The organism is Opitutia bacterium ISCC 52, assembly GCA_014529675.2.
GTDB lineage: Bacteria > Verrucomicrobiota > Verrucomicrobiia > Opitutales > UBA2995 > UBA2995.
Genome location: CP076040.1, coordinates 3169853 through 3187555, shown reverse-complemented (window position 1 = coordinate 3187555; position 17703 = coordinate 3169853). Strand labels below are relative to the sequence as shown.

The 17703-nt window shown below is 48.4% G+C and carries 19 protein-coding genes; 10 read left to right on the top strand and 9 right to left on the bottom strand.

The genetic code is table 11. The annotated features are described in order from the left end of the window. Positions 1–3 precede the first annotated feature (3 nt). Complete coding sequence (gene hemL, locus GA003_13600) at positions 4–1281, bottom strand: glutamate-1-semialdehyde 2,1-aminomutase (protein QXD27056.1); 1278 nt, start codon at positions 1279–1281, stop codon at positions 4–6. A gap of 120 nt (positions 1282–1401) precedes the next feature. Next, a complete protein-coding gene (locus tag GA003_13595; GenBank protein QXD27055.1) occupies positions 1402–3042 on the bottom strand; it encodes an NAD+ synthase in 1641 nt (546 codons plus the stop codon). A gap of 93 nt (positions 3043–3135) precedes the next feature. Between GA003_13595 and maf the strand changes: the two genes are divergently transcribed. From maf to GA003_13565, 6 genes are all read left to right on the top strand, one after another. Beyond that, positions 3136–3696, top strand: coding sequence for a septum formation protein Maf (maf, locus tag GA003_13590; GenBank protein QXD27054.1), 561 nt, complete (start codon positions 3136–3138; stop codon positions 3694–3696). Between the two features lie 248 nt (positions 3697–3944). Then, on the top strand, positions 3945–4298 hold the full coding sequence (locus GA003_13585) for a hypothetical protein (protein ID QXD27053.1): 354 nt from the start codon (positions 3945–3947) through the stop codon (positions 4296–4298). Continuing rightward, positions 4262–5173, top strand: a complete 912-nt coding sequence (locus GA003_13580) for a hypothetical protein (protein ID QXD30436.1) — start codon at positions 4262–4264, stop codon at positions 5171–5173. The genes GA003_13585 and GA003_13580 overlap by 37 nt, the downstream gene beginning before the upstream one ends. Positions 5174–5218: 45 nt before the next feature. Then, the gene (locus GA003_13575) at positions 5219–6214 is read left to right on the top strand and encodes an STAS domain-containing protein (GenBank protein ID QXD27052.1); all 996 of its coding nucleotides are present in this window, start codon (positions 5219–5221) and stop codon (positions 6212–6214) included. Next, positions 6211–6693 carry a CBS domain-containing protein gene (locus GA003_13570; protein ID QXD27051.1) on the top strand — a complete coding sequence of 161 codons (483 nt, stop codon included), beginning with the start codon at positions 6211–6213 and terminating at the stop codon, positions 6691–6693. The genes GA003_13575 and GA003_13570 overlap by 4 nt, the downstream gene beginning before the upstream one ends. A 67-nt stretch (positions 6694–6760) precedes the next feature. Further along, complete coding sequence (locus tag GA003_13565) at positions 6761–7183, top strand: acyl-CoA thioesterase (GenBank protein QXD27050.1); 423 nt, start codon at positions 6761–6763, stop codon at positions 7181–7183. 2 nt (positions 7184–7185) lie between these two features. On the opposite strand, the gene GA003_13560 is transcribed toward GA003_13565, so the two are convergent. Both GA003_13560 and GA003_13555 read right to left on the bottom strand, forming a co-directional pair. Beyond that, a complete protein-coding gene (locus tag GA003_13560; GenBank protein ID QXD27049.1) occupies positions 7186–7608 on the bottom strand; it encodes a hypothetical protein in 423 nt (140 codons plus the stop codon). Between the two features lie 109 nt (positions 7609–7717). After that, positions 7718–9208: a tetratricopeptide repeat protein gene (locus GA003_13555; GenBank protein QXD27048.1), complete on the bottom strand. Its 1491-nt coding sequence runs from the start codon at positions 9206–9208 to the stop codon at positions 7718–7720. A gap of 219 nt (positions 9209–9427) precedes the next feature. Here GA003_13555 and GA003_13550 point away from each other — a divergent pair, with 219 nt between their 5' ends. Further along, on the top strand, positions 9428–9604 hold the full coding sequence (locus GA003_13550; GenBank protein ID QXD27047.1) for a hypothetical protein: 177 nt from the start codon (positions 9428–9430) through the stop codon (positions 9602–9604). A 184-nt stretch (positions 9605–9788) separates the two neighbouring features. Here GA003_13550 and GA003_13545 read toward each other — a convergent pair whose 3' ends face one another. Both GA003_13545 and GA003_13540 read right to left on the bottom strand, forming a co-directional pair. Beyond that, the gene (locus GA003_13545) at positions 9789–10145 is read right to left on the bottom strand and encodes a hypothetical protein (GenBank protein ID QXD27046.1); all 357 of its coding nucleotides are present in this window, start codon (positions 10143–10145) and stop codon (positions 9789–9791) included. 70 nt (positions 10146–10215) lie between these two features. Beyond that, a complete protein-coding gene (locus GA003_13540) occupies positions 10216–10758 on the bottom strand; it encodes a TIGR00730 family Rossman fold protein (GenBank protein QXD27045.1) in 543 nt (180 codons plus the stop codon). A 119-nt stretch (positions 10759–10877) separates the two neighbouring features. Here GA003_13540 and GA003_13535 point away from each other — a divergent pair, with 119 nt between their 5' ends. The 3 genes from GA003_13535 (at position 10878) to GA003_13525 (ending at position 14221) form a co-directional block, all read left to right on the top strand. Next, positions 10878–11420 carry an N-acetylmuramoyl-L-alanine amidase gene (locus tag GA003_13535; GenBank protein QXD27044.1) on the top strand — a complete coding sequence of 181 codons (543 nt, stop codon included), beginning with the start codon at positions 10878–10880 and terminating at the stop codon, positions 11418–11420. A 42-nt stretch (positions 11421–11462) separates the two neighbouring features. Continuing rightward, on the top strand, positions 11463–12131 hold the full coding sequence (locus GA003_13530; protein ID QXD27043.1) for a hypothetical protein: 669 nt from the start codon (positions 11463–11465) through the stop codon (positions 12129–12131). Between the two features lie 605 nt (positions 12132–12736). Continuing rightward, on the top strand, positions 12737–14221 hold the full coding sequence (locus GA003_13525; GenBank protein QXD27042.1) for a hypothetical protein: 1485 nt from the start codon (positions 12737–12739) through the stop codon (positions 14219–14221). Here the strand turns inward: GA003_13525 and hemN are convergent. From hemN to hemF, 3 genes are all read right to left on the bottom strand, one after another. Beyond that, positions 14195–15592 carry an oxygen-independent coproporphyrinogen III oxidase gene (gene hemN / locus GA003_13520; GenBank protein QXD30435.1) on the bottom strand — a complete coding sequence of 466 codons (1398 nt, stop codon included), beginning with the start codon at positions 15590–15592 and terminating at the stop codon, positions 14195–14197. The genes GA003_13525 and hemN overlap by 27 nt on opposite strands. Before the next feature lie 5 nt (positions 15593–15597). Next, complete coding sequence (gene hemE / locus GA003_13515; GenBank protein ID QXD30434.1) at positions 15598–16623, bottom strand: uroporphyrinogen decarboxylase; 1026 nt, start codon at positions 16621–16623, stop codon at positions 15598–15600. 70 nt (positions 16624–16693) lie between these two features. Further along, positions 16694–17623, bottom strand: a complete 930-nt coding sequence (gene hemF / locus GA003_13510; GenBank protein QXD27041.1) for an oxygen-dependent coproporphyrinogen oxidase — start codon at positions 17621–17623, stop codon at positions 16694–16696. Positions 17624–17703 lie beyond the last annotated feature (80 nt).

Below are 17703 nucleotides of genomic sequence, written 5' to 3'. Positions count from 1 at the left end.
AGTTTAGAGACTTTTAATAGCCTCACTCAGCACATCGCAAGCCAGATTAATAGCTTTTCCTTCATGGGCTGAGCAAATGAAGCAGGTCTCAAAGGGGGATGGGGGAAGGTAGACACCCTTTTCCAGGGCCTTATGGAATATAGTTTTGAAGTGAGCTGTGTCATTCGCCACCGCTTCGTCGTAGTTGGTCACTGGTGTATCGGAAAAATACATGCAGAACATACTGCCGGTTTGTGGGACCTGCAAGGGGAGCCCTTTCTCCTTGGCTGCTCCCAGGAGCACGTCGCGTATTTGTTCACCGAAAGCTTGTAATTGAGGGTAGGGGTTTTCGCTGGTCAGCTTATCGAGGGCTGCGATTCCAGCGGCCATGGCGAGTGGATTACCACTGAGTGTGCCGGCCTGATATACGGGTCCGAGAGGGGCAATAAAATTCATAATCTCCGCTTTACCGCCAAAGGCGCCTACGGGAAGCCCACCGCCGATGATTTTACCAAGCGCTGTGAGATCAGGTTTAATTCCGGTTTTTTCCTGAACCCCACCGGCTGCGACACGGAAGCCGGTCATGACTTCATCGAAGATGAGTACGGTTCCATGCTGCGTGCAAAGATTTCGCATTCCTTCCAGATAGCCATCCTGAGGGAAGATCAGGCCCACATTGGCGGGATACGGTTCAACGATGACGGCAGCCAGTTCTTCACCGTATTCCTTAAAAGCTTGGTTCAATGCTTCGAGATCGTTGTAGGGAAGAACGATGGTTTCGGCAGCGAAGCTGGGTGGAATGCCTGCGCTGTCTGGATTGCCCAGGGTGAGGGCTCCGGATCCTGCTTGAACCAAAAGCGAATCGACGTGCCCATGGTAACAGCCGGCAAATTTGATGATCTTATTTCGCTGGGTGTATCCGCGTGCGAGGCGGATCGCTGACATGGTTGCTTCGGTTCCGCTATTGACCATGCGCACTTTTTCGACGGATGGCACCATGGCCACAATCCGTTCCGCCATATCGACTTCGTAAGGATTGGGAGTTCCGAAACTGGTACCGGAATCCAACGCCTTGGAGATGGCTTGCTTTATGGTGGGATCATTGTGCCCGTGAATGGACGGTCCCCACGTGCAGACAAAATCAACCAGAGCCTGGTCGTCGGCCGTATACAGTGCAGCTCCTTCAGCTCGTTTGGTAAAGAAAGGGGTTCCTCCAACTGAGCGGAAAGCCCTTACCGGGGAATTTACTCCGCCTGGAATAATTTTCTGGGCGCGTTCGAAAAGGTCGTTTGATTGATTCATAGGTAATTGGGGATTGTAGGAGCGGTTTTATACCGCGATATTGCGTAAGGCCTCAATGCAATCGGGGGATAAACCCCCTCCTACAGCTTTGAATATTATTAAATATAACATTTGGAAATCTCAATGCACGTAGCGCTGTACGATAGGGATGCGGCGGCCGACACCGAAGGCAAGCGGTGTGACTTTTAATCCTGGGGCGGCTTGTTTCCGTTTGTATTCGTTGAGATCGACTTTGCGGACCATGTCATTGACTACTTCCGGATCGAATCCTTTTGCGGCGATGTCGTCGCGGGACAAACCTTCCTCGACGTAGGCTTTGAGTATGGCATCCAGGACATCGTAAGGAGGGAGGCTATCTTCGTCCTTTTGGTCGAGGCGCAATTCTGCGGAAGGAGGTTTGGTAATCGTGGAGTCTGGAACGACTTCGCCTTTCCGGTTCATGAAGCGAGCCAGCTCAAACACCTTGGTTTTGGGAAGATCCGAAATGATCGCCAGACCTCCACACATATCTCCGTAAAGCGTGCAGTAGCCCACTGCCAATTCACTTTTGTTACCGGTAGTTAGAAGCAGTGCTCCATACTTATTGGACAATGCCATGAGAAGGAGTCCACGGGCACGGGCCTGGATATTCTCTTCAGTAACATCTTTTTCTGCTCCTGCAAAAAGCGTCTGCAATGTATCTTCGGAAGCTGCAACCACCTCACCGATTGGCAGGTAGTGAAACTCGATGCCGAGATTCTTAGCCAAATCTTCTGCGTCGTCTTTACTATGTTGACTGGAAATTTCTGAGGGCAGGCTGATGCCGATGACATTCTCAGCGCCCAGGGCTTCTTTTGCGATGACAGCAGTGACTGCAGAATCAATACCGCCACTGAGTCCAATCAAGGCTTTCTTAAAGTGGGTCTTTTGAGCGTAATCCCGTAATCCGAGTACCAGCGCATCGTGAATGTCGCTCATCTCGGATTGAATGTAAGTCCCAGAAATCTGGTAGTGCGAATCCTCGAGATCGACCACCTTGAAATCTTCCTTGAATGCCTCCATGGCGCAAATGACGTCCCCCTGTTCATTCGCGACCAAGCTGCGCCCATCAAAGATGAGCTCGTCGTTACCGCCGACCATATTGCAATAAATGATGGGGCATTTACACTGGCTGGCCGCATCGGTGATCAGAGTGGAACGGATTTCGTTCTTTTCATTGTGCCAAGGACTCGCGGAGAGATTAACGATCAAGTCCACCTTTTCTTCCGCCAGAGTTTTCAGCGGGTCTTTCCCATAGCGGTGTCGGGTTTCAACGATGGGATGAGTCCAGATATCCTCGCAAATGGTGACTCCGATTTTGCAGCCCTTGTACTCAATACACTCGGGGGCATTTGAAGGTTCGAAATAACGATCCTCGTCGAATACATCATAGGATGGTAGCAGGGTTTTTCGAAAAACCTTATAAACCTGACCACCGCGGCACCAGGCAGCCGCATTGAAGAAATTCCTTCCGCTCTTGGCTGAATTGGTTTCCACAAACCCAAGGAGGATCGGGATGTTTTCCGTATGGCGGGCAATTTCCAGCAGAGCGGCTTCATTACCCGGCACAAATCGACGCTTAAAGAGCAGATCACGGGGTGGATACCCAGTAATTACCAATTCGGGAAACACCACCAACTCAGCTCCATCCTGACAGAGCTGTTGGTAGGCTTCAAGTATCCGATCTGTATTGCCGGGAATGTCACCAACGGTGGTGTTAATCTGTGCGATTCCTATCCGCATGGTTTGCATTAGAAGGATACTTTAAGGGGAGGAAAGGAAAATTGTTCAGATATCGGGTTTACCTTCCCGCTAATTTTCTTCTTATCTGCCACTATGCTTATCCTTGCTTCTGGATCTCCGCGTCGCAAACACCTGCTCGAATCGATCGGTGCCAGCTTTCAAATAGTCTCAGCCGATGTGGAAGAGATGAATGATCTTCCCCAACCGAAAGAGCTGGTAGAAACGAATGCGCGATTGAAGACGGATTGGGTCGCGGCTCAGCATTCGTCAGAATGGGTGCTGGGATCCGACACCACGGTTGCACTCGGAAATGAGATCCTGAATAAGCCAGTCGATCTTGAGGATGCCCGGGGCATGCTTCGGCGCATGAGCGGAAATACCCATACGGTTTACACCGCGGTGTGCCTGATGAAAAAAGACCTTAACCTGGAAGAGCTTTTCACTGTGACCAGCGAAGTGAGCTTCAAGCCGTTTGATGATGAGGTGATCACTGAGTATTTTAAGGTGGTGAATCCTTTGGACAAAGCAGGTGCCTATGGCATTCAGGAAGGCAAGGAGATGATAATCGAAGGGTGGAAGGGTTCCTTCTCGAACATTATGGGCTTTCCGGTGGATGAAGTAAGAGCGCTATTGGAAAAGCATGGCTTGCTGTGATGCCTTGTGAGACTGAAATCGGCGCTTGTTGGTGTCGCTTTGCTCGAAACGGCGATAGCGCCCTGCCTCTGAAAAGAAAAAGGGTAGGGACCGATCGACGAGCGGTCCTAAGTCAATGGCTCTTGGGAATCTCGTTTTTATTGAATGGTACTTTGAGATTCGAGTTCACAGATAGTTGATCCGATTTAAGCAATGCTTGCCTGTCTTGAGAAAGTGAATACTTTGAAGGCGTTCTCTAATTATCCGGCATGAAACTTCCCGCTTTGAACTTCAAACAATGGCCGACTTTGGTTGGCTCGTATTTGAAGGTCGATATGAAAGCGGATGTGCTGGCTGTATTGACAGTGGCTGTAATGGGGGTGCCGCAAGCGATGGCCTATGCGGTGATCGCCGAGCTGCCGCCGGTGTATGGACTCTATACGGCGATGATCACCTGTGTGATTGCTGCTGTTTTCGGAAGTTCCAACCATCTCGTTACGGGACCCACGAATGCGCTTTGTATGGTCATACTCAGTCTTACGGCACATTTGCCGGCCAAGTATGGGTATGGAGCTATTGAAATCGTATTGCTCTCACCTTTCTGGTCGGGGCGATTCAGCTGACCTTTGGTTTACTGAGGATGGGAGGAGTCATTCGCTATGTCTCTCACTCGGTCGTCATTGGATTTACCGCAGGTGCGGGTATCCTTATTGCCTTCAATCAGGTTAAGAATCTGATTGGTGTCACCTTTGAGGAGCGACCGGAACGATTTTACGAAGTGGTGATTCAAACCATTTCACACCTACCGCAGACGAAACCTTTTCCTTTGATTGTAGGCATTCTGACCATTGCTCTGGTGATTCTTATTCCTAAGATCAATGAACGGCTGCCGGGGGCTTTTATTGCGGTGGTCCTGACGGGAGCCATTTCGTATCTTATGGGCTGGCATCTCCCTGGTTTGGGTGACGGGAAAGTAGAGATCGTGAAGGATATCGAACCGATCAAAGCGTCCTTCTCCGGGATCTTCCATGTTCCTGAGCTATTGAAGCCGCCACCTTTCGAACTGACTCGAGAATTGGGGCTTGGGGCTGCTGCCTTGGCGGTCTTGGGTTTGATCGAGGCTGCATCCATCGCCCGTGCCGTGGCAGGGCAGTCCGGACAGCGCTTGGATTTTAATCGTGAGTTCGTCGGGCAGGGCGCTGGTAATATGGTTGGGTCCTTTTTCTCCAGCTTTGCCGGATCCGGTTCTTTTACCAGAACGGCCGTATGTTTTAAGTCAGGAGGGCGCACCCGAATGGCGGCGATTTTTTCAGCGATCTGGACGGCGCTGACGATTTTGATTCTAGCCGATGTAGCCAACTACATTCCGAAGGCTAGCCTGGCAGGCATCTTAGTGGTGATTGCTTACACCATGATTGACAAACGGCGCTTGGCGGTAACCTGGAAATCGAGCCGACACTCAAGGTTGGTTCTCTTCGGTACCCTGGGCTCCACCTAGGTTCTCCCTCTCGAATACGCGATCTTTGTCGGTGTAACTTTATCTTTGGTATTACTACTTCGTGTAACCGGTGAAACCGATCTGACTCAACTGGTTCCTCGAATGGATTCTGGTTTTGATGAAGTTCCTTTCGAGCGGGCTGCCCCCTCTGCGGTGGTGACGGTGAATATGGAAGGAGATCTCTACTTTGCAGCTGCTGAGGACCTGGATTACAAAATGCTCGGTTGTATAACGTCGAAGACGCGGGTGGTGATTCTGAGGATGAAGCGGCTTCGAGCTGTGGGTAGTACTGCCATGGCTATCCTCGATCATTTCTGGGAGATCCTTTCCAAACGCGATATTCATTTGGTCGTCTGTGGCATTGAAGATGACCTGAAACGTGTGATGACCAAGTCGGGTCTGCGAAATCAGATTGGTGAGCAAAATATATTTTATGCGGACAGCAAACTGTTTCAGTCCACGGAACTGGCCTTAGCCCGGGCGTGGAGCATTGTGGAAATGGAAAAGGTCCGGCTCGCCAGTGAAGGAGCCGAGAGCTCCGAGCACTCTGGTGATCTGGTGACTGCAGAATCGATCCTCGACCCGAAGTTGCTGCGCTTTGGAAATCAGCATGCATTGCGTGAAGCTGTCTGGCTGATGTCTGAAATGATGAAGCGCTCAGAGGCCAAAACAGCCACTCCACTCTTTCTCCAAAATAAGGATGGCAAACTGGATGGAGGATTGAGCATCTGGACGATGTTGTCGGTTATGGGCAAAGATCTTCCGGAAGATAAAGCACTTTCTCAGGAGGAGTTGGGGGACTATTTACGAAAATCATTTGACCAATCGATCTCCGAAGTCTGTCGTAAGGACCTGCCCCGTTTGCAGCTCGAGACTCCTTTGCATCTGCTCACTCAAACAGCCGTGGATGCGGACCTCGCGGTTTTGCCTATATGCGATGAAGAGGGGCGGCTTACCGGACTCGTCCGATCAGTCGATTTGCTCAAAGGTATTGGTAAATCAATTGGCTTTAACCCGAAGGAGGAGTTGCCGAAAGTATGAGTGTCACAGCGGACAGTATTATGACTAATCGTTTCCTGCGTATCAGCACTGCGCATACGCTACGTGAAGCGATGGGCCTGATTCTCTATGGTGAAGAACGTGACATGGATACAGGAGCGATTGTCGTAATTGATCAGGAAGGAAATTACGCAGGTATACTCACTCCCCGTTACGTGATTCGGGGATTAAGCAAATCAGCTGCCGAGGAGAAACATCTACATGCTGAAGGATTTGTTGAGAGTGTAGAGCATCATTTGTCGGATAAGATTGATACCGTTATGGATCGAGAGCTTCCGAAATTGGATAAGGACTCAAGCTTTTCGACAATCGTTCGACTAATCTCTTCGCAAAAATATGAGTGCCTCCCGGTGTTGGATGAGAACCGAGTGGTGGGCCTGGTCTACGCGAGCGATGTGTTTAAGACTGCAGCGAACCTGGCGCTTACTCCTGGACAAAAGGGTATATCCTTGGATCGCTGAATTGGGATTCTCAGGATTCTAAAGCTTGCGCGAGCCCCTCTATTTGCGATCTCCTTGTCTTTCAAGTATGGCTAATGAATTTGAAATGACCCGGGAGATTGAATTCTCCGAAACTGATATGGCAGGGATTGTGCACTTCTCCAATTTTTTCAAATGGATGGAAACGGTGGAGAATCATTTTCTGCGATCTATTGGGCTACCGGTAGTAAAGCAGGAAGGTGATATCTTCTACGGGTGGCCTCGCAGAAGTGCATCCTTCGATTTTAAGGTCCCGGTTCGATTTGGGGATACTATTCGCCTCAAGTTGGTCGTTAAGGAAATAAGGATCAGGTCTGTTCGTTATGGGGTAACCGTTCGCTTGGAAGACGAGAAGGCTACGTTGGTCGCCCGAGGCGAAATGACAACTGTGTGGACTCGGATTAACCCAAATACGGGTGAAATCGAATCGGTTCCTTTCCCAGACGGAATGGTCGAAAAGTTGGGGGAGTAAGCTTACTCGATCTCGGAACCAACAGTCTGGTCAGGAACGCCAACTTCGATGGGAACATCGATAGGTCTGATTTCTAGTTCCTGGGTCGAATTCTCGAGGATTATTTCTTCTGAGATAACAAGCTCCTCTTCTTCCGGCTCTTCTGGAAAGAGGAGATCATAATTGGGAGGTGGCTCCCGGGGGACTTCTTTTTCAGGTGCCTCGACGAGCCAACCAGATCGCTTGGTTTCCGGCGTAGGAGGTTTTAAGGATTCTTCCGCGTTTTTGATGTTCATGCGAACACTCATGAGGGCGAAGAAAATGGCTACAAAAATAACGGCCATCCACAATGACGTGGTTGGATTGGAGAGGGCCCTGCCTTTTCCGCCTGTTTCCCGTTTTGTAAAACCAGTCAACAGGGGTGGATTCTTATCGTTCTTTGCCATTTCTATAATCCTCTTATTAGGGGAGTCGCTTGATCTGTCAAACTCGGTAGAACCATTCTTTGCTCAAGAGATGGGTTTTAGAAGCCAAACGATATTCCGGTCTGGTTTCTTAATCATGCACCCAAAAATCATCTTCGGGGAGATCTTCTGGCCTTATTTTAATCAATTGAGCGGTATCAATGTCGGTGAGTTCACCCAATCGATTCGCCTGGCGTGTTATAGTGAGTTCGAAGTAGTTACGAACACCACGTCCATTGCCATAGAGGCCCACTTCTTCTGGTTTCAAGGCCTCAAAGGCTTTGTGAGCAATTTGTTTAGTTTCTTCTACCAGTTCGTAGGCATGCTCTCGGCACATCTTTTCAAAGATAGCCATGAGTTCTGCGGCTGAATAATCGTCGAATCGGATGACTTTGCTGAAGCGGGATTTGATGCCGGGGTTTGCTTTGAGAAACTGACGCATCTTTTCGGGATAGCCGGCTACGATGAGGACCAGGTCACTGCGTTTATCTTCCATACCCTTTATCAAGGTATCAATGGCTTCCAGGCCAAAGTCTTTTTCATCGCCCCGGGAAGTCAGAGAGTAGGCTTCATCAATAAAGAGGACACCACCCATGGACTGGTTAAGGACTTCGTGCACTTTAAGCGCGGTCTGTCCCACATAACCCGCTACCAATCCTGCTCGATCAACTTCAACGAGGTGACCTTTACTAAGTACACCTAATACGTGGTAGATAAGGGAAATGAGACGTGCGATGGTCGTCTTACCCGTACCTGGGTTTCCTGTGAAAACCAGGTGGAGTGACATGGGGACGGGTGGCAGCTTAGACGCTTTGCGCAATTGGCGGACTTTTACCAAATTGATCAGTGAGCGAACCTCGTCCTTTACCGTTTCGAGCCCGATAAGCGCACTCAGTTTTTCCAGTAATTTGTCCAACAGCACCTCAGGGTTGTCCAAGTAATCAAGTTGCACGTTGGGGTTAAGCTCCTTGGCGTGAATAAAGTCAGCGATACCATTTTCCAGATCATCATTGGCACAGCGAATGATTCCTCGAACTCGGTAGGCTTCCGCTTCTTCCGGATCCAGTTCCAGAGATCGAGCAATAGTCTGTTCTGCTAGATCCTGTTCTTTTGTGCCCAAGTAAACATGGGCGAGCACTGCGTAGGCTGCAGCGCCTTCCGGTGCAATGGCTAACGCTGTCTCGCAGTCAGACTGGGCTGCCTTCCAATTCTCTTTCAGTATGTGAGCCGTGGCGCGGTTTTGATAGACGAGTGGATTTTCTGAATCACCTTCTTCGGCTGTATTGAATGATTCCAGGGCCAGATCGACTTGCCCTGCGTCGCGTTGCACGCAACCAAGGTTTAAGAATCCCACTCGGTGATTAGGATCGATACGAACCACTTCCTTCAGGTCTTTCAACGCAGCTTCGAAATTCTTGAGTTCACGATGAGACAGCCCACGGAAGGTGTGCGCATTGGCATCATGAGGATCCCATTCGATTACTTTGTTGAAGGCGTGAATGGCCTTCTCGAACTGACCTGCTTCAAACGCTAGACGGCCGCGTTTGAAGAAATCGTTTCGTTTCCGGAAGTTGCCTGACATGTATTAGATCAATCTGGAATTCTGACAGGAAGACAATGATTTCCTTTGGCTTTGTACAGCTCATGGTAGGTAGCAAGGGTCGCTGCCTGCTATGGTTAGGCGCCGCTAATAAATTGTAAAATCTGAATCAAGTGTGCCGATCCCTTATCAGGTCATTCATATAAAATGGTATTTTAAGGAGTGCCTTCTCAATAAGGAGGGCTCATTCCGACGCAAATTATGAAAACCAGTATACAAAAGCGGTTTGAATACCTGACGACTCGCTTGATCAGCAAAAATAAAGGAATTCCAAAATACACCTTCCAGCGTCATACGAAGCCTTTCTCGTCTGAAACGAGGGGCACGCAGTTGGAGTCCTATCTAAAATACGCGGTCAACGTGGAGCGGAAGCTATAGTTTAGATCTTAGATAGCATTTACTCCTAGACCACAATCCAGCTGAAGTCGCACTTGGATTCCATGATCAACGTCGCTTAAGCGGTGATCTCATTATTATTTAGCCTAATTCTCGTGCCAAAAAAATACCCGGCACGAATGCCGGGTATAAGCTTAAGCAAATAGAGTAAAACTCAGGGTAGAACCTAAAACTTCTTCGGTGCCAAGGTCGACCAAATTTGTCGGTAAGAGAAAATCTTTTCTCGTTGATCAGGTGTTTTGGAAATAGCGTCCCGGAAATTTGGGTAGTTGATGTTGTCAATCGTGGCAGCCAGGAGACGGCGAGCGGACCCTTTTTTCAATCGAATCGCATAGCGATAATCTGCCTCATTTGTGTCTTCAACCGCGGCCTTAAATGTGACCAGGTTGGAGAGGTTTTCCAGGTCCCCTTTTCGACGAGCCCGAATCAATAGATACGCGGGATCTTCGTCTTCAATTACCGAAAAAAGCCATGTTGAGTCATTAACCACATAGATGGATACTGTAGGTGGGGTTAAGGTCATAACAACCTTTTTCTTGTTTAGAACCTGTATTAGAAAATCTTGGACATTTATTGCGGTGTCAAAGTTTGGCTTAGCAGTTAGCTACCCAGTTATTTACCTCTTCAATCGACTCTCGAACTTCGAAGAGTTTTCGGTGTTCGTTACGCATGAACTGATCCGAAATTGCTTTTTCAAATTGAGCGACAAAGGGATCGTAGTATCCCCAAAGGTTTGCGATGCAGATGGGTTTCTCGTGGAGATCGAGGCGCTTCCAGGTGATGATTTCCCAGGCTTCCTCAAAGGTACCACAGCCACCTGGAAGAATGATGAATGCGTCCGACTCTTTTTCCATGCGAGATTTTCTTTCATGCATAGAATCAACATTGATGAGCTCCGTTACACCTTGGTGAGCCCACTCTCTATCGATCATGAACTCTGGAATGATACCCACGACTTTGCCGCCATGGTCCAGGGCTCCATCGGCGACTTTGCCCATAAGACCTGTTCCACCGCATCCATAGACGGTGGTAAACTCTCTTTGGGCAAGAAATTGACCTAGGGCGTAGGCGCTATCCAGGAAGCAATCCTCCAAATCGGGTGAAGAGGCGCAATATACGCAGACTCGTTTACTCATAGCTTGTTTAAACGGAGCCTGCTCTTTCATGGCAATCCAAGATCAGGTAGCAAAATAAACTTTCCATTTTCGTAATTAATAAATTGCAGAGGTCGTTTGATCCCGGGCACGTTTCCTGAGTGCCCATACTATACGTCATTGGAAGAATTACGCTTTCTCTTACACTGGTTACTTGCGCCTTAACGTCAGGTGCTTGGGGCTATCACCTTGGTATGCTGGGTAAAGAACCGGATTGGGACTCTCTTGATCCTTACCAACGAACCATGACTCGTGAAGAATTCGTTGAATCCCTGGAAACGATTTATCTGCCCTATGGTTTTGATGAGGAGTTGATCCAGGTATTCCCTGGCTACGCTCAGGTCCGTAAAGACAGTCATCGTCCAGATGATATGTACCGTGTCGATTTTCTGGCTTGGCGAGATCTGGTTGAAGAATCGACACTTGAGCAACGCCCTGACAGCTCACCGCTGGATGGGCTCGTGATTGCTATAGATCCTGGTCATATTGGTGGAGACTTCTCGGAGATTGAGGGTCGTCACTTTCAAATGGGTTCGGATGCGCCGGTGAAGGAAGGTGATTTGACACTAGCCGTTGCGAAAAAATTAGAATCTCGACTTAAGTCCATGGGAGTCAATCCGTTATTACTTCGACAGGAAAATTAGCCGGTCACGGATTCTCGCCCTGAGGATTTCTACCATGAAGCGGTGGCGATTGAGCAACAATTCTGGATGGAGAAAAATGGGTTTTCATCTCAAGTGACCCCCTGGGAAACTGAATGGTTCAAACAACGGGTTCAGGAGCGTATGGAGATGTTGTTTTACCGAGTAAGCGAAATCCAGGCTCGTGCAGACCTTATAAACGATAAGATCCGTCCCGATCTCACCTTAGCGGTGCATTTCAATGTCTCTCCTTGGAAGGAATCTACTCGGCAGGTCCATCCTGAAGATAACCATGTGCATGTCCTTGTAAATGGGACCTATATGGCCGCTGAGCTTGCTCTGGATGATGTGAGATTCCAGCTCTTTAAGAAGCTCCTGACCCGCAATCACGAGCAGGAGATTCCTTTAAGCGATGCGATTGCAGCCTCATTGCTCAAGAAAACAGGGCTTCCTGCATTCAGTTATGGTGGTAAAAATGCCTCCAAGCAGGGTCATAATCCTGCGGTTTGGGCCAGGAATTTGTTAGCAAACCGTCTTTATGATGGCCCGGTCGTTTTTTTGGAGGCTTATTGCACCAATTCCAGGGTCGCATATGATCGTGTTCAACTCGATGATTATAAAGGAGTAAGAGATATTGGCGGGGAGATGAGAATGAGCCTTACCAGCGAATACGCTGAGGGAATCCTAGAAGGCTTGATTGACTATTATAGATAGAAGCGGTAGTTTTTCATCCAAGTTTGAAACATTTCAGCACTGAAAGGGTTTAAATTCATATCTTCCAAGTAACCCGCACCCCACATGTCATGAGCATTCGATCACAGCTGATTCGCGCCTCCTCCTACGCTTGCTTGGTTTTAATAGCAGTCGGCCCCATCAATGGAGAGGATAAAACTCCGCCGAAAACCAAGCCCATTTCTCAAAACAACCGCTCCAGTCAATCGAGCCGCTATGGCGACCGGTTGCAGCAGATGAAATCGAGAAGCAACACGTCTTCCTCCACGTCCAGAAGTTCAAGTGTGACTCGCACTTCGCCTTCCCGAAGCCAAAGTCCAACTGCTTCGTCTCGCAGCAGTAGTTCTGTCCGTCCGACGACCAGGAGCAGTAGTAATTCAAGTGCTGTGAGTCGAAGTCGATCCAGTAGCCCCAGTTCTTATGATCGGAGTTCCAGTAGTTCATCAAGCTCCTATCGTCGCAACACCAGCCCTAGTTCTTCCAGTTCCAGCCGTAATTCGACCGTGACTCGGCCGAGTACTTCCAATCGTAGTCCAAGTTCTTCGAATTCTTATAGGCGGACTCAAAATCCGACTAGCTCAAGCGCATTGAACCGAAGTCGAAGTTCCAGCACGCCAAGTACGAGTAGTCGAACGCGTAGCACGGTTCCCTCCACCACATACAATCGGAGTAGTTCGAGTACTGGATCTAATAGTTTCGACCGTAGCCGCAGTTCAAACAGCTCTAACCCGTATGTCCGAAGCAATGACAGGCGTTCGAGCTCAAGTTACAGTAGTCGGACACGTACTAACTCTGTTGTTACTCCGAACATCTACGATCGGAGTCGAACTAGTTCCAATGCTCTTGATCGCAATGATCGAAGGGACGCGACCACCTCTACTCGCGGTGATCTAAATAGAAGTTCTTCATCCGTAAACCGTAACCGAGATCAGAGCACTTCAGGAAGAAGTTACAGTCGCGATGGTAATAATCACACGACTCATAATCGGAATTATGGAAATAATTCAAATGATCGATATACCCATAGTCGCAACAATAACCATGACCGTAATAAGGTCATTCATAGCGGGTATCACAGTCGCTACGTATTTGATTTCCATCGTTATAAAGGCTCTCGGCATTATAATCACGATCGCTTTCTGCGTGGTGCATATTGTCCCTTCTACGACCGGCTTTACCACGACAGCTACTACAAGCGCCGGTATTATTCACCTGGATTATTCTCAACCATCATTCTGAGCGCTGGAGTCACCAACACTGTTTACGACAATTACGCTTACGGAAACTACACGACCTACAAAAGTTCCGAGCCCTATGTAGAGTTGTATGAACATTCTGGTTTTCGAGGTGAGTCCCTGCAGGTGTATGCGGGTGAAGCGATTTACAATCTGAAGGACATACGGTTTGGGAATTATAAATCGTTCAATGACCGCTTCTCTTCGATCAAAATTTATGGAGAAGTTACGGTGATTCTCTATATAGATTCAGACTTTGGGGGAGATTACATTTATCTGCACGGAAGTCATATAGACTTTAATCGCGATGGGTACTTGAGGGAGTTCAACGATGAGATTTCATCCATTGAAGTTCTGCCAGGAATCATCCATGAGGTAGATCACAGACCTGGCTCTAGGGATTACTTATTAAACAGTCACCTTTTGGAGTCTTCGCCTTATCAGGAGCCTCCTTCCACATCCGCTTATTTAGCTCCAGGAACCGAAAGCGCACCTTTAGCCCCTGCAAATGCTCCTGTGAATACTGGGATGCATGCTCCGCAGGCAAGAGTGATTCTATACGATCAACCCAACTATAAAGGGAATCAAATCATTCTCACACCTGGAGATGTTCATGTGGATCTATTGAGTTTGTCCAAAGGATTGGCTGGAACCTGGAATGATTGTGTCGCCTCCATTCTGATCGAGGGAAACACTGAGGTCTTTGTCTATTGTGATCGGGAGTTTAGAGGAGATGGAATTGCGATCCGCAATAGTGTTCCAAACATGACTGTAGATACCAGTCTTGTCCCTTTCGTGAATCGCGTGAGCTCAGTAGTCGTCAACCCTGGGTATTGAAGCAGGCTCATATATCGTTTTCGAGAAACGACCCTGAGCACCTTTGTGGAAGGCATCGAAACGCATGGCAATGTTGCGTATGAGTAGGCGGCCCGTATCAGTGATCTCAATACTGTTATTTGTCACCTGAACGAGACCGTCTTGCTCCATGGAGGATAGGGCGTTCAGCTCGTCTGCGAAGTAATCGTTGAACTCGATGGAAAACAATTCGTTTACTTGGTCTAGATCCAGGAATAAGTTACACATTAACTCCAGGATAACGTAGCGTCGGATCTCGTCATCCTTGGTAAGGACATAGGCCTTTGCGGTTGGAGTGTCTCCTTTGTCTAAACGTTCCTTCCAGACATTGATGTCTTTCTCATTTTGAAAATAGGCCGTTTTGTTCTGTGAGATAGAGCTTACACCATATGCCTGAATGTCTACGCCCGCATAGGTGCTATAACCTTGGAAGTTTCGCTGAAGGGTACGTCTTTTCTGTGCAACAGAAAGTTCATCTTCCTCCCGGGCGAAGTGATCCAAACCAATGTAATGATAAGACTCCCTGGTAAGTGTTTCAGTGATGAGCTTCAGCATGGCCAGTTTGGTGGCAGGTGCTGGAAGGGTATCTTCTTTGATAATTCGTTGTGCCGGTACTATCCAGGGCACATGGGCATAGTTGAAAATTGCGAAACGATCAGGATTGAGAGCAAGAGCCCGGCTCAAAGTTTCTTCAAAGCTCTTGGCCGTTTGGTAGGGCAGCCCATAAATGAGATCGACGTTGATAGAGGTGAATCCCGCATCTCTTAGCTGATCCACCGTAGAGCGAGTCATCTCCTCGGGTTGAATTCTGTGAACGGCTTTTTGGACTTGTGGATTAAAATCCTGGATGCCAAGTGAAGCACGGCGAAAGCCCTGTTTGAATAGGAGCTCTGGTTGACTGGCCTGCATCGTTCTCGGGTCAATCTCGATGCTGAGTTCTGCATCGTCCGAGAAGTTAAAATTGCTTTCAATGAGTGACCAAAGCCTTGCGAGTTGATCACCATTGAAAAAGGTGGGGGTGCCACCGCCGTAGTGCAGTTGAACGACTTTTCTTTCTTGAGAGATCTCCTCAGAGCGGAGTTTGATTTCCTTCTCAAGGTAATCGAGATACTCGTCTGCTGCTTCTGGATTATGGGTTATGATTTTGTTACATCCACAAAACCAGCAAAGACTATGGCAGAAGGGGAGGTGAAAGTAGAGCGAGAGTGGACGATCTTCGGTATTGGATGCTTCAATACTGCTTTTCAGATCATTCCTGTCGAATGAGTCAGAAAAAATATTTGCAGGAGGGTAGGAGGTATATCTTGGCCCGGCTTCGTTGTATTGTTGGATGAGGTCGAGATTTACTTCCAGAGTGTTCATGATGGATTTCGAATCGTGTCCAGGAGAGCTTCTACACAATCCAACTTTGCGTCTTTATCAATCCCATGCCCCAAATTAAAAATGTGGCCGGGGCGATCTCTCATTCCATCCAGGATTTTTTGTGCCTCGATCCGTGTTTTATCGGGTGAGCTATTTAGGATCATGGGATCCAGGTTTCCTTGTATGGCGATGTTTGCCGGGATGGTTTTTCCCATAGCGCCAATGTCTACGGTCCAGTCTAGACCAATGATTTGAGCGCCTGTATCGCACAGGGCTGTCATTTCGTCTGCACAGCCTTTTGCAAATAGAATTACCGGGATATCATCTTTTATGGCATCGATGATTTTTCTCATCCATTTGAGAGATCCTTCATGATAATACTTCCCTTTCAGGATGCCACCCCATGAATCGAATAGCTGGACCGCATCTACTCCGGCCTCAATTTGCATTTTGAAATAGGCGACTAAGGCGTCCGTTACTTTTTCCATGAGCAGTTCAAAATCCGCTCGGTTATGGTTAAACAGATCCAGCACCAATTGATAATCATTGGAGGAGCCTCCCTCGATCATATAGGTTCCCAAGGTCCATGGTGATCCCGCAAATCCGAGTAGCGCTCGTTCGTCGGAAAGCTCTTTGCGCAATAGTTCAAGCGCTTTTCTGACATAATCCAATCGATCTATGACCGACTCCGAGGAGAGCTTTTGAATGTCGGCCCGGTTTTGGATAGCGAACTCCATTTGAATACCACCCTTTTCTCGAAAGGAGTAGGGTTGTCCCATGGCTTCTGGAATGACCAAAATGTCGCTAAACAGGATGGCCGCATCATAATCGAATCTTTGAATGGGCTGAAGGGTCACTTCAACCGCGAGCTCGGGAGTCTGGGCAAGCTCGAGGAAAGAGTATTTCTCCTTCAAAGCTCTATACTCAGGTAGAGATCGACCTGCTTGCCGCATAAGCCACACGGGAGTGCGATCCACGGTTTGGCAATGGGCCGCTGCTAGAAATCGTTGCCGGTAGTTCATGCTGTTTGCTTGCTTCATGGTAGCGAGTCAGGAAAGGACGCTATAATCCTTATGCCAAACAAATTGTTATCTAGGAATCCAAATTCAACCAGTCACGTGGTTTTAGATAATAATCGTAAAGCTCGGCTTCTGCTGTTCCTGGATCCGGCTGCCAGTTGTATTTCCAACTTACAAGCGGTGGGAGTGACATGAGAATAGATTCCGTCCGTCCGCCTGACTGAATCCCAAACTTGGTTCCTCGATCCCATAGTAGATTAAATTCCACGTATCGCCCACGCCGATATAATTGAAATTCCCGCTGAGCTTCCGTCCAGGGATCATTCAAACGTCTCTTTACGATCGGAAGGTATGCGGGGATAAAGTGGTCACCTACGCTGCGCATTAATTCGAAGCTGAAACTGAAATCTTGCTCAGAAAAGTCATCAAAGAAGAGCCCTCCGATTCCCCGTTGTTCCTCCCTGTGGGGCAGTGAGAAATACTTGTCACACCAATGCTTGAATTTCGAGTAATATACTTCTCCAAACGGATCGCAGGCCGCTTTAGCCGTTTGGTGCCAGTGAATAGCATCTTCTTTTCTGCCGTAGTAAGGGGTGAGATCAAAGCCTCCTCCAAACCACCAGATAGGCTCGGCGTCTTTCTTTTCTGCGTGAAAAAAGCGCACGTTGGCATGGGTGGTTGGTATGTGTGGATTGGTAGGATGAATAACCAGGCTGACTCCCATCGCCCTAAACTTTCTGCCGGCTAGCTCGGGTCGACTGGCCGTTGCTGATTTGGGCAATTCAGAACCCTGTACATCGGAGAAATTTACACCTGCTTTTTCGAAGATCTTTCCCCCCATTGCCCGGCTTCGCCCTCCACCACCTTCGCTTCGGCTCCAACTATCCTCGTGAATGGACAGGTCCGGGTCCTCTTGCTTCAAAGCTTCGCAAATACCATCCTGCAGACCCAAGAGATAAGTCTTCACTGAGCTGGGATTGGGTGCGTCTTTGGCCATGGTCATGATTTATAGATTGAGCGAATGATTTCCCACAAAATCCATACCATCGCCAAATGCAATCCTTCGCTCTGATTGTTTTTGGG

Bases quoted from the DNA above. Each gene is read 5' to 3' on its own strand.
- hemL (QXD27056.1), bottom strand. From the start codon at position 1,281: ATGAATCAATCAAACGACCTTTTCGAACGCGCCCAGAAAATTATTCCA.
- GA003_13595 (QXD27055.1), bottom strand. From the start codon at position 3,042: ATGCGGATAGGAATCGCACAGATTAACACCACCGTTGGTGACATTCCC.
- maf (QXD27054.1), top strand. From the start codon at position 3,136: ATGCTTATCCTTGCTTCTGGATCTCCGCGTCGCAAACACCTGCTCGAA.
- GA003_13585 (QXD27053.1), top strand. From the start codon at position 3,945: ATGAAACTTCCCGCTTTGAACTTCAAACAATGGCCGACTTTGGTTGGC.
- GA003_13570 (QXD27051.1), top strand. From the start codon at position 6,211: ATGAGTGTCACAGCGGACAGTATTATGACTAATCGTTTCCTGCGTATC.
- GA003_13565 (QXD27050.1), top strand. From the start codon at position 6,761: ATGGCTAATGAATTTGAAATGACCCGGGAGATTGAATTCTCCGAAACT.
- GA003_13560 (QXD27049.1), bottom strand. From the start codon at position 7,608: ATGGCAAAGAACGATAAGAATCCACCCCTGTTGACTGGTTTTACAAAA.
- GA003_13555 (QXD27048.1), bottom strand. From the start codon at position 9,208: ATGTCAGGCAACTTCCGGAAACGAAACGATTTCTTCAAACGCGGCCGT.
- GA003_13550 (QXD27047.1), top strand. From the start codon at position 9,428: ATGAAAACCAGTATACAAAAGCGGTTTGAATACCTGACGACTCGCTTG.
- GA003_13545 (QXD27046.1), bottom strand. From the start codon at position 10,145: ATGACCTTAACCCCACCTACAGTATCCATCTATGTGGTTAATGACTCA.
- GA003_13540 (QXD27045.1), bottom strand. From the start codon at position 10,758: ATGAGTAAACGAGTCTGCGTATATTGCGCCTCTTCACCCGATTTGGAG.
- hemE (QXD30434.1), bottom strand. From the start codon at position 16,623: ATGAACTACCGGCAACGATTTCTAGCAGCGGCCCATTGCCAAACCGTG.
- hemF (QXD27041.1), bottom strand. From the start codon at position 17,623: ATGACCATGGCCAAAGACGCACCCAATCCCAGCTCAGTGAAGACTTAT.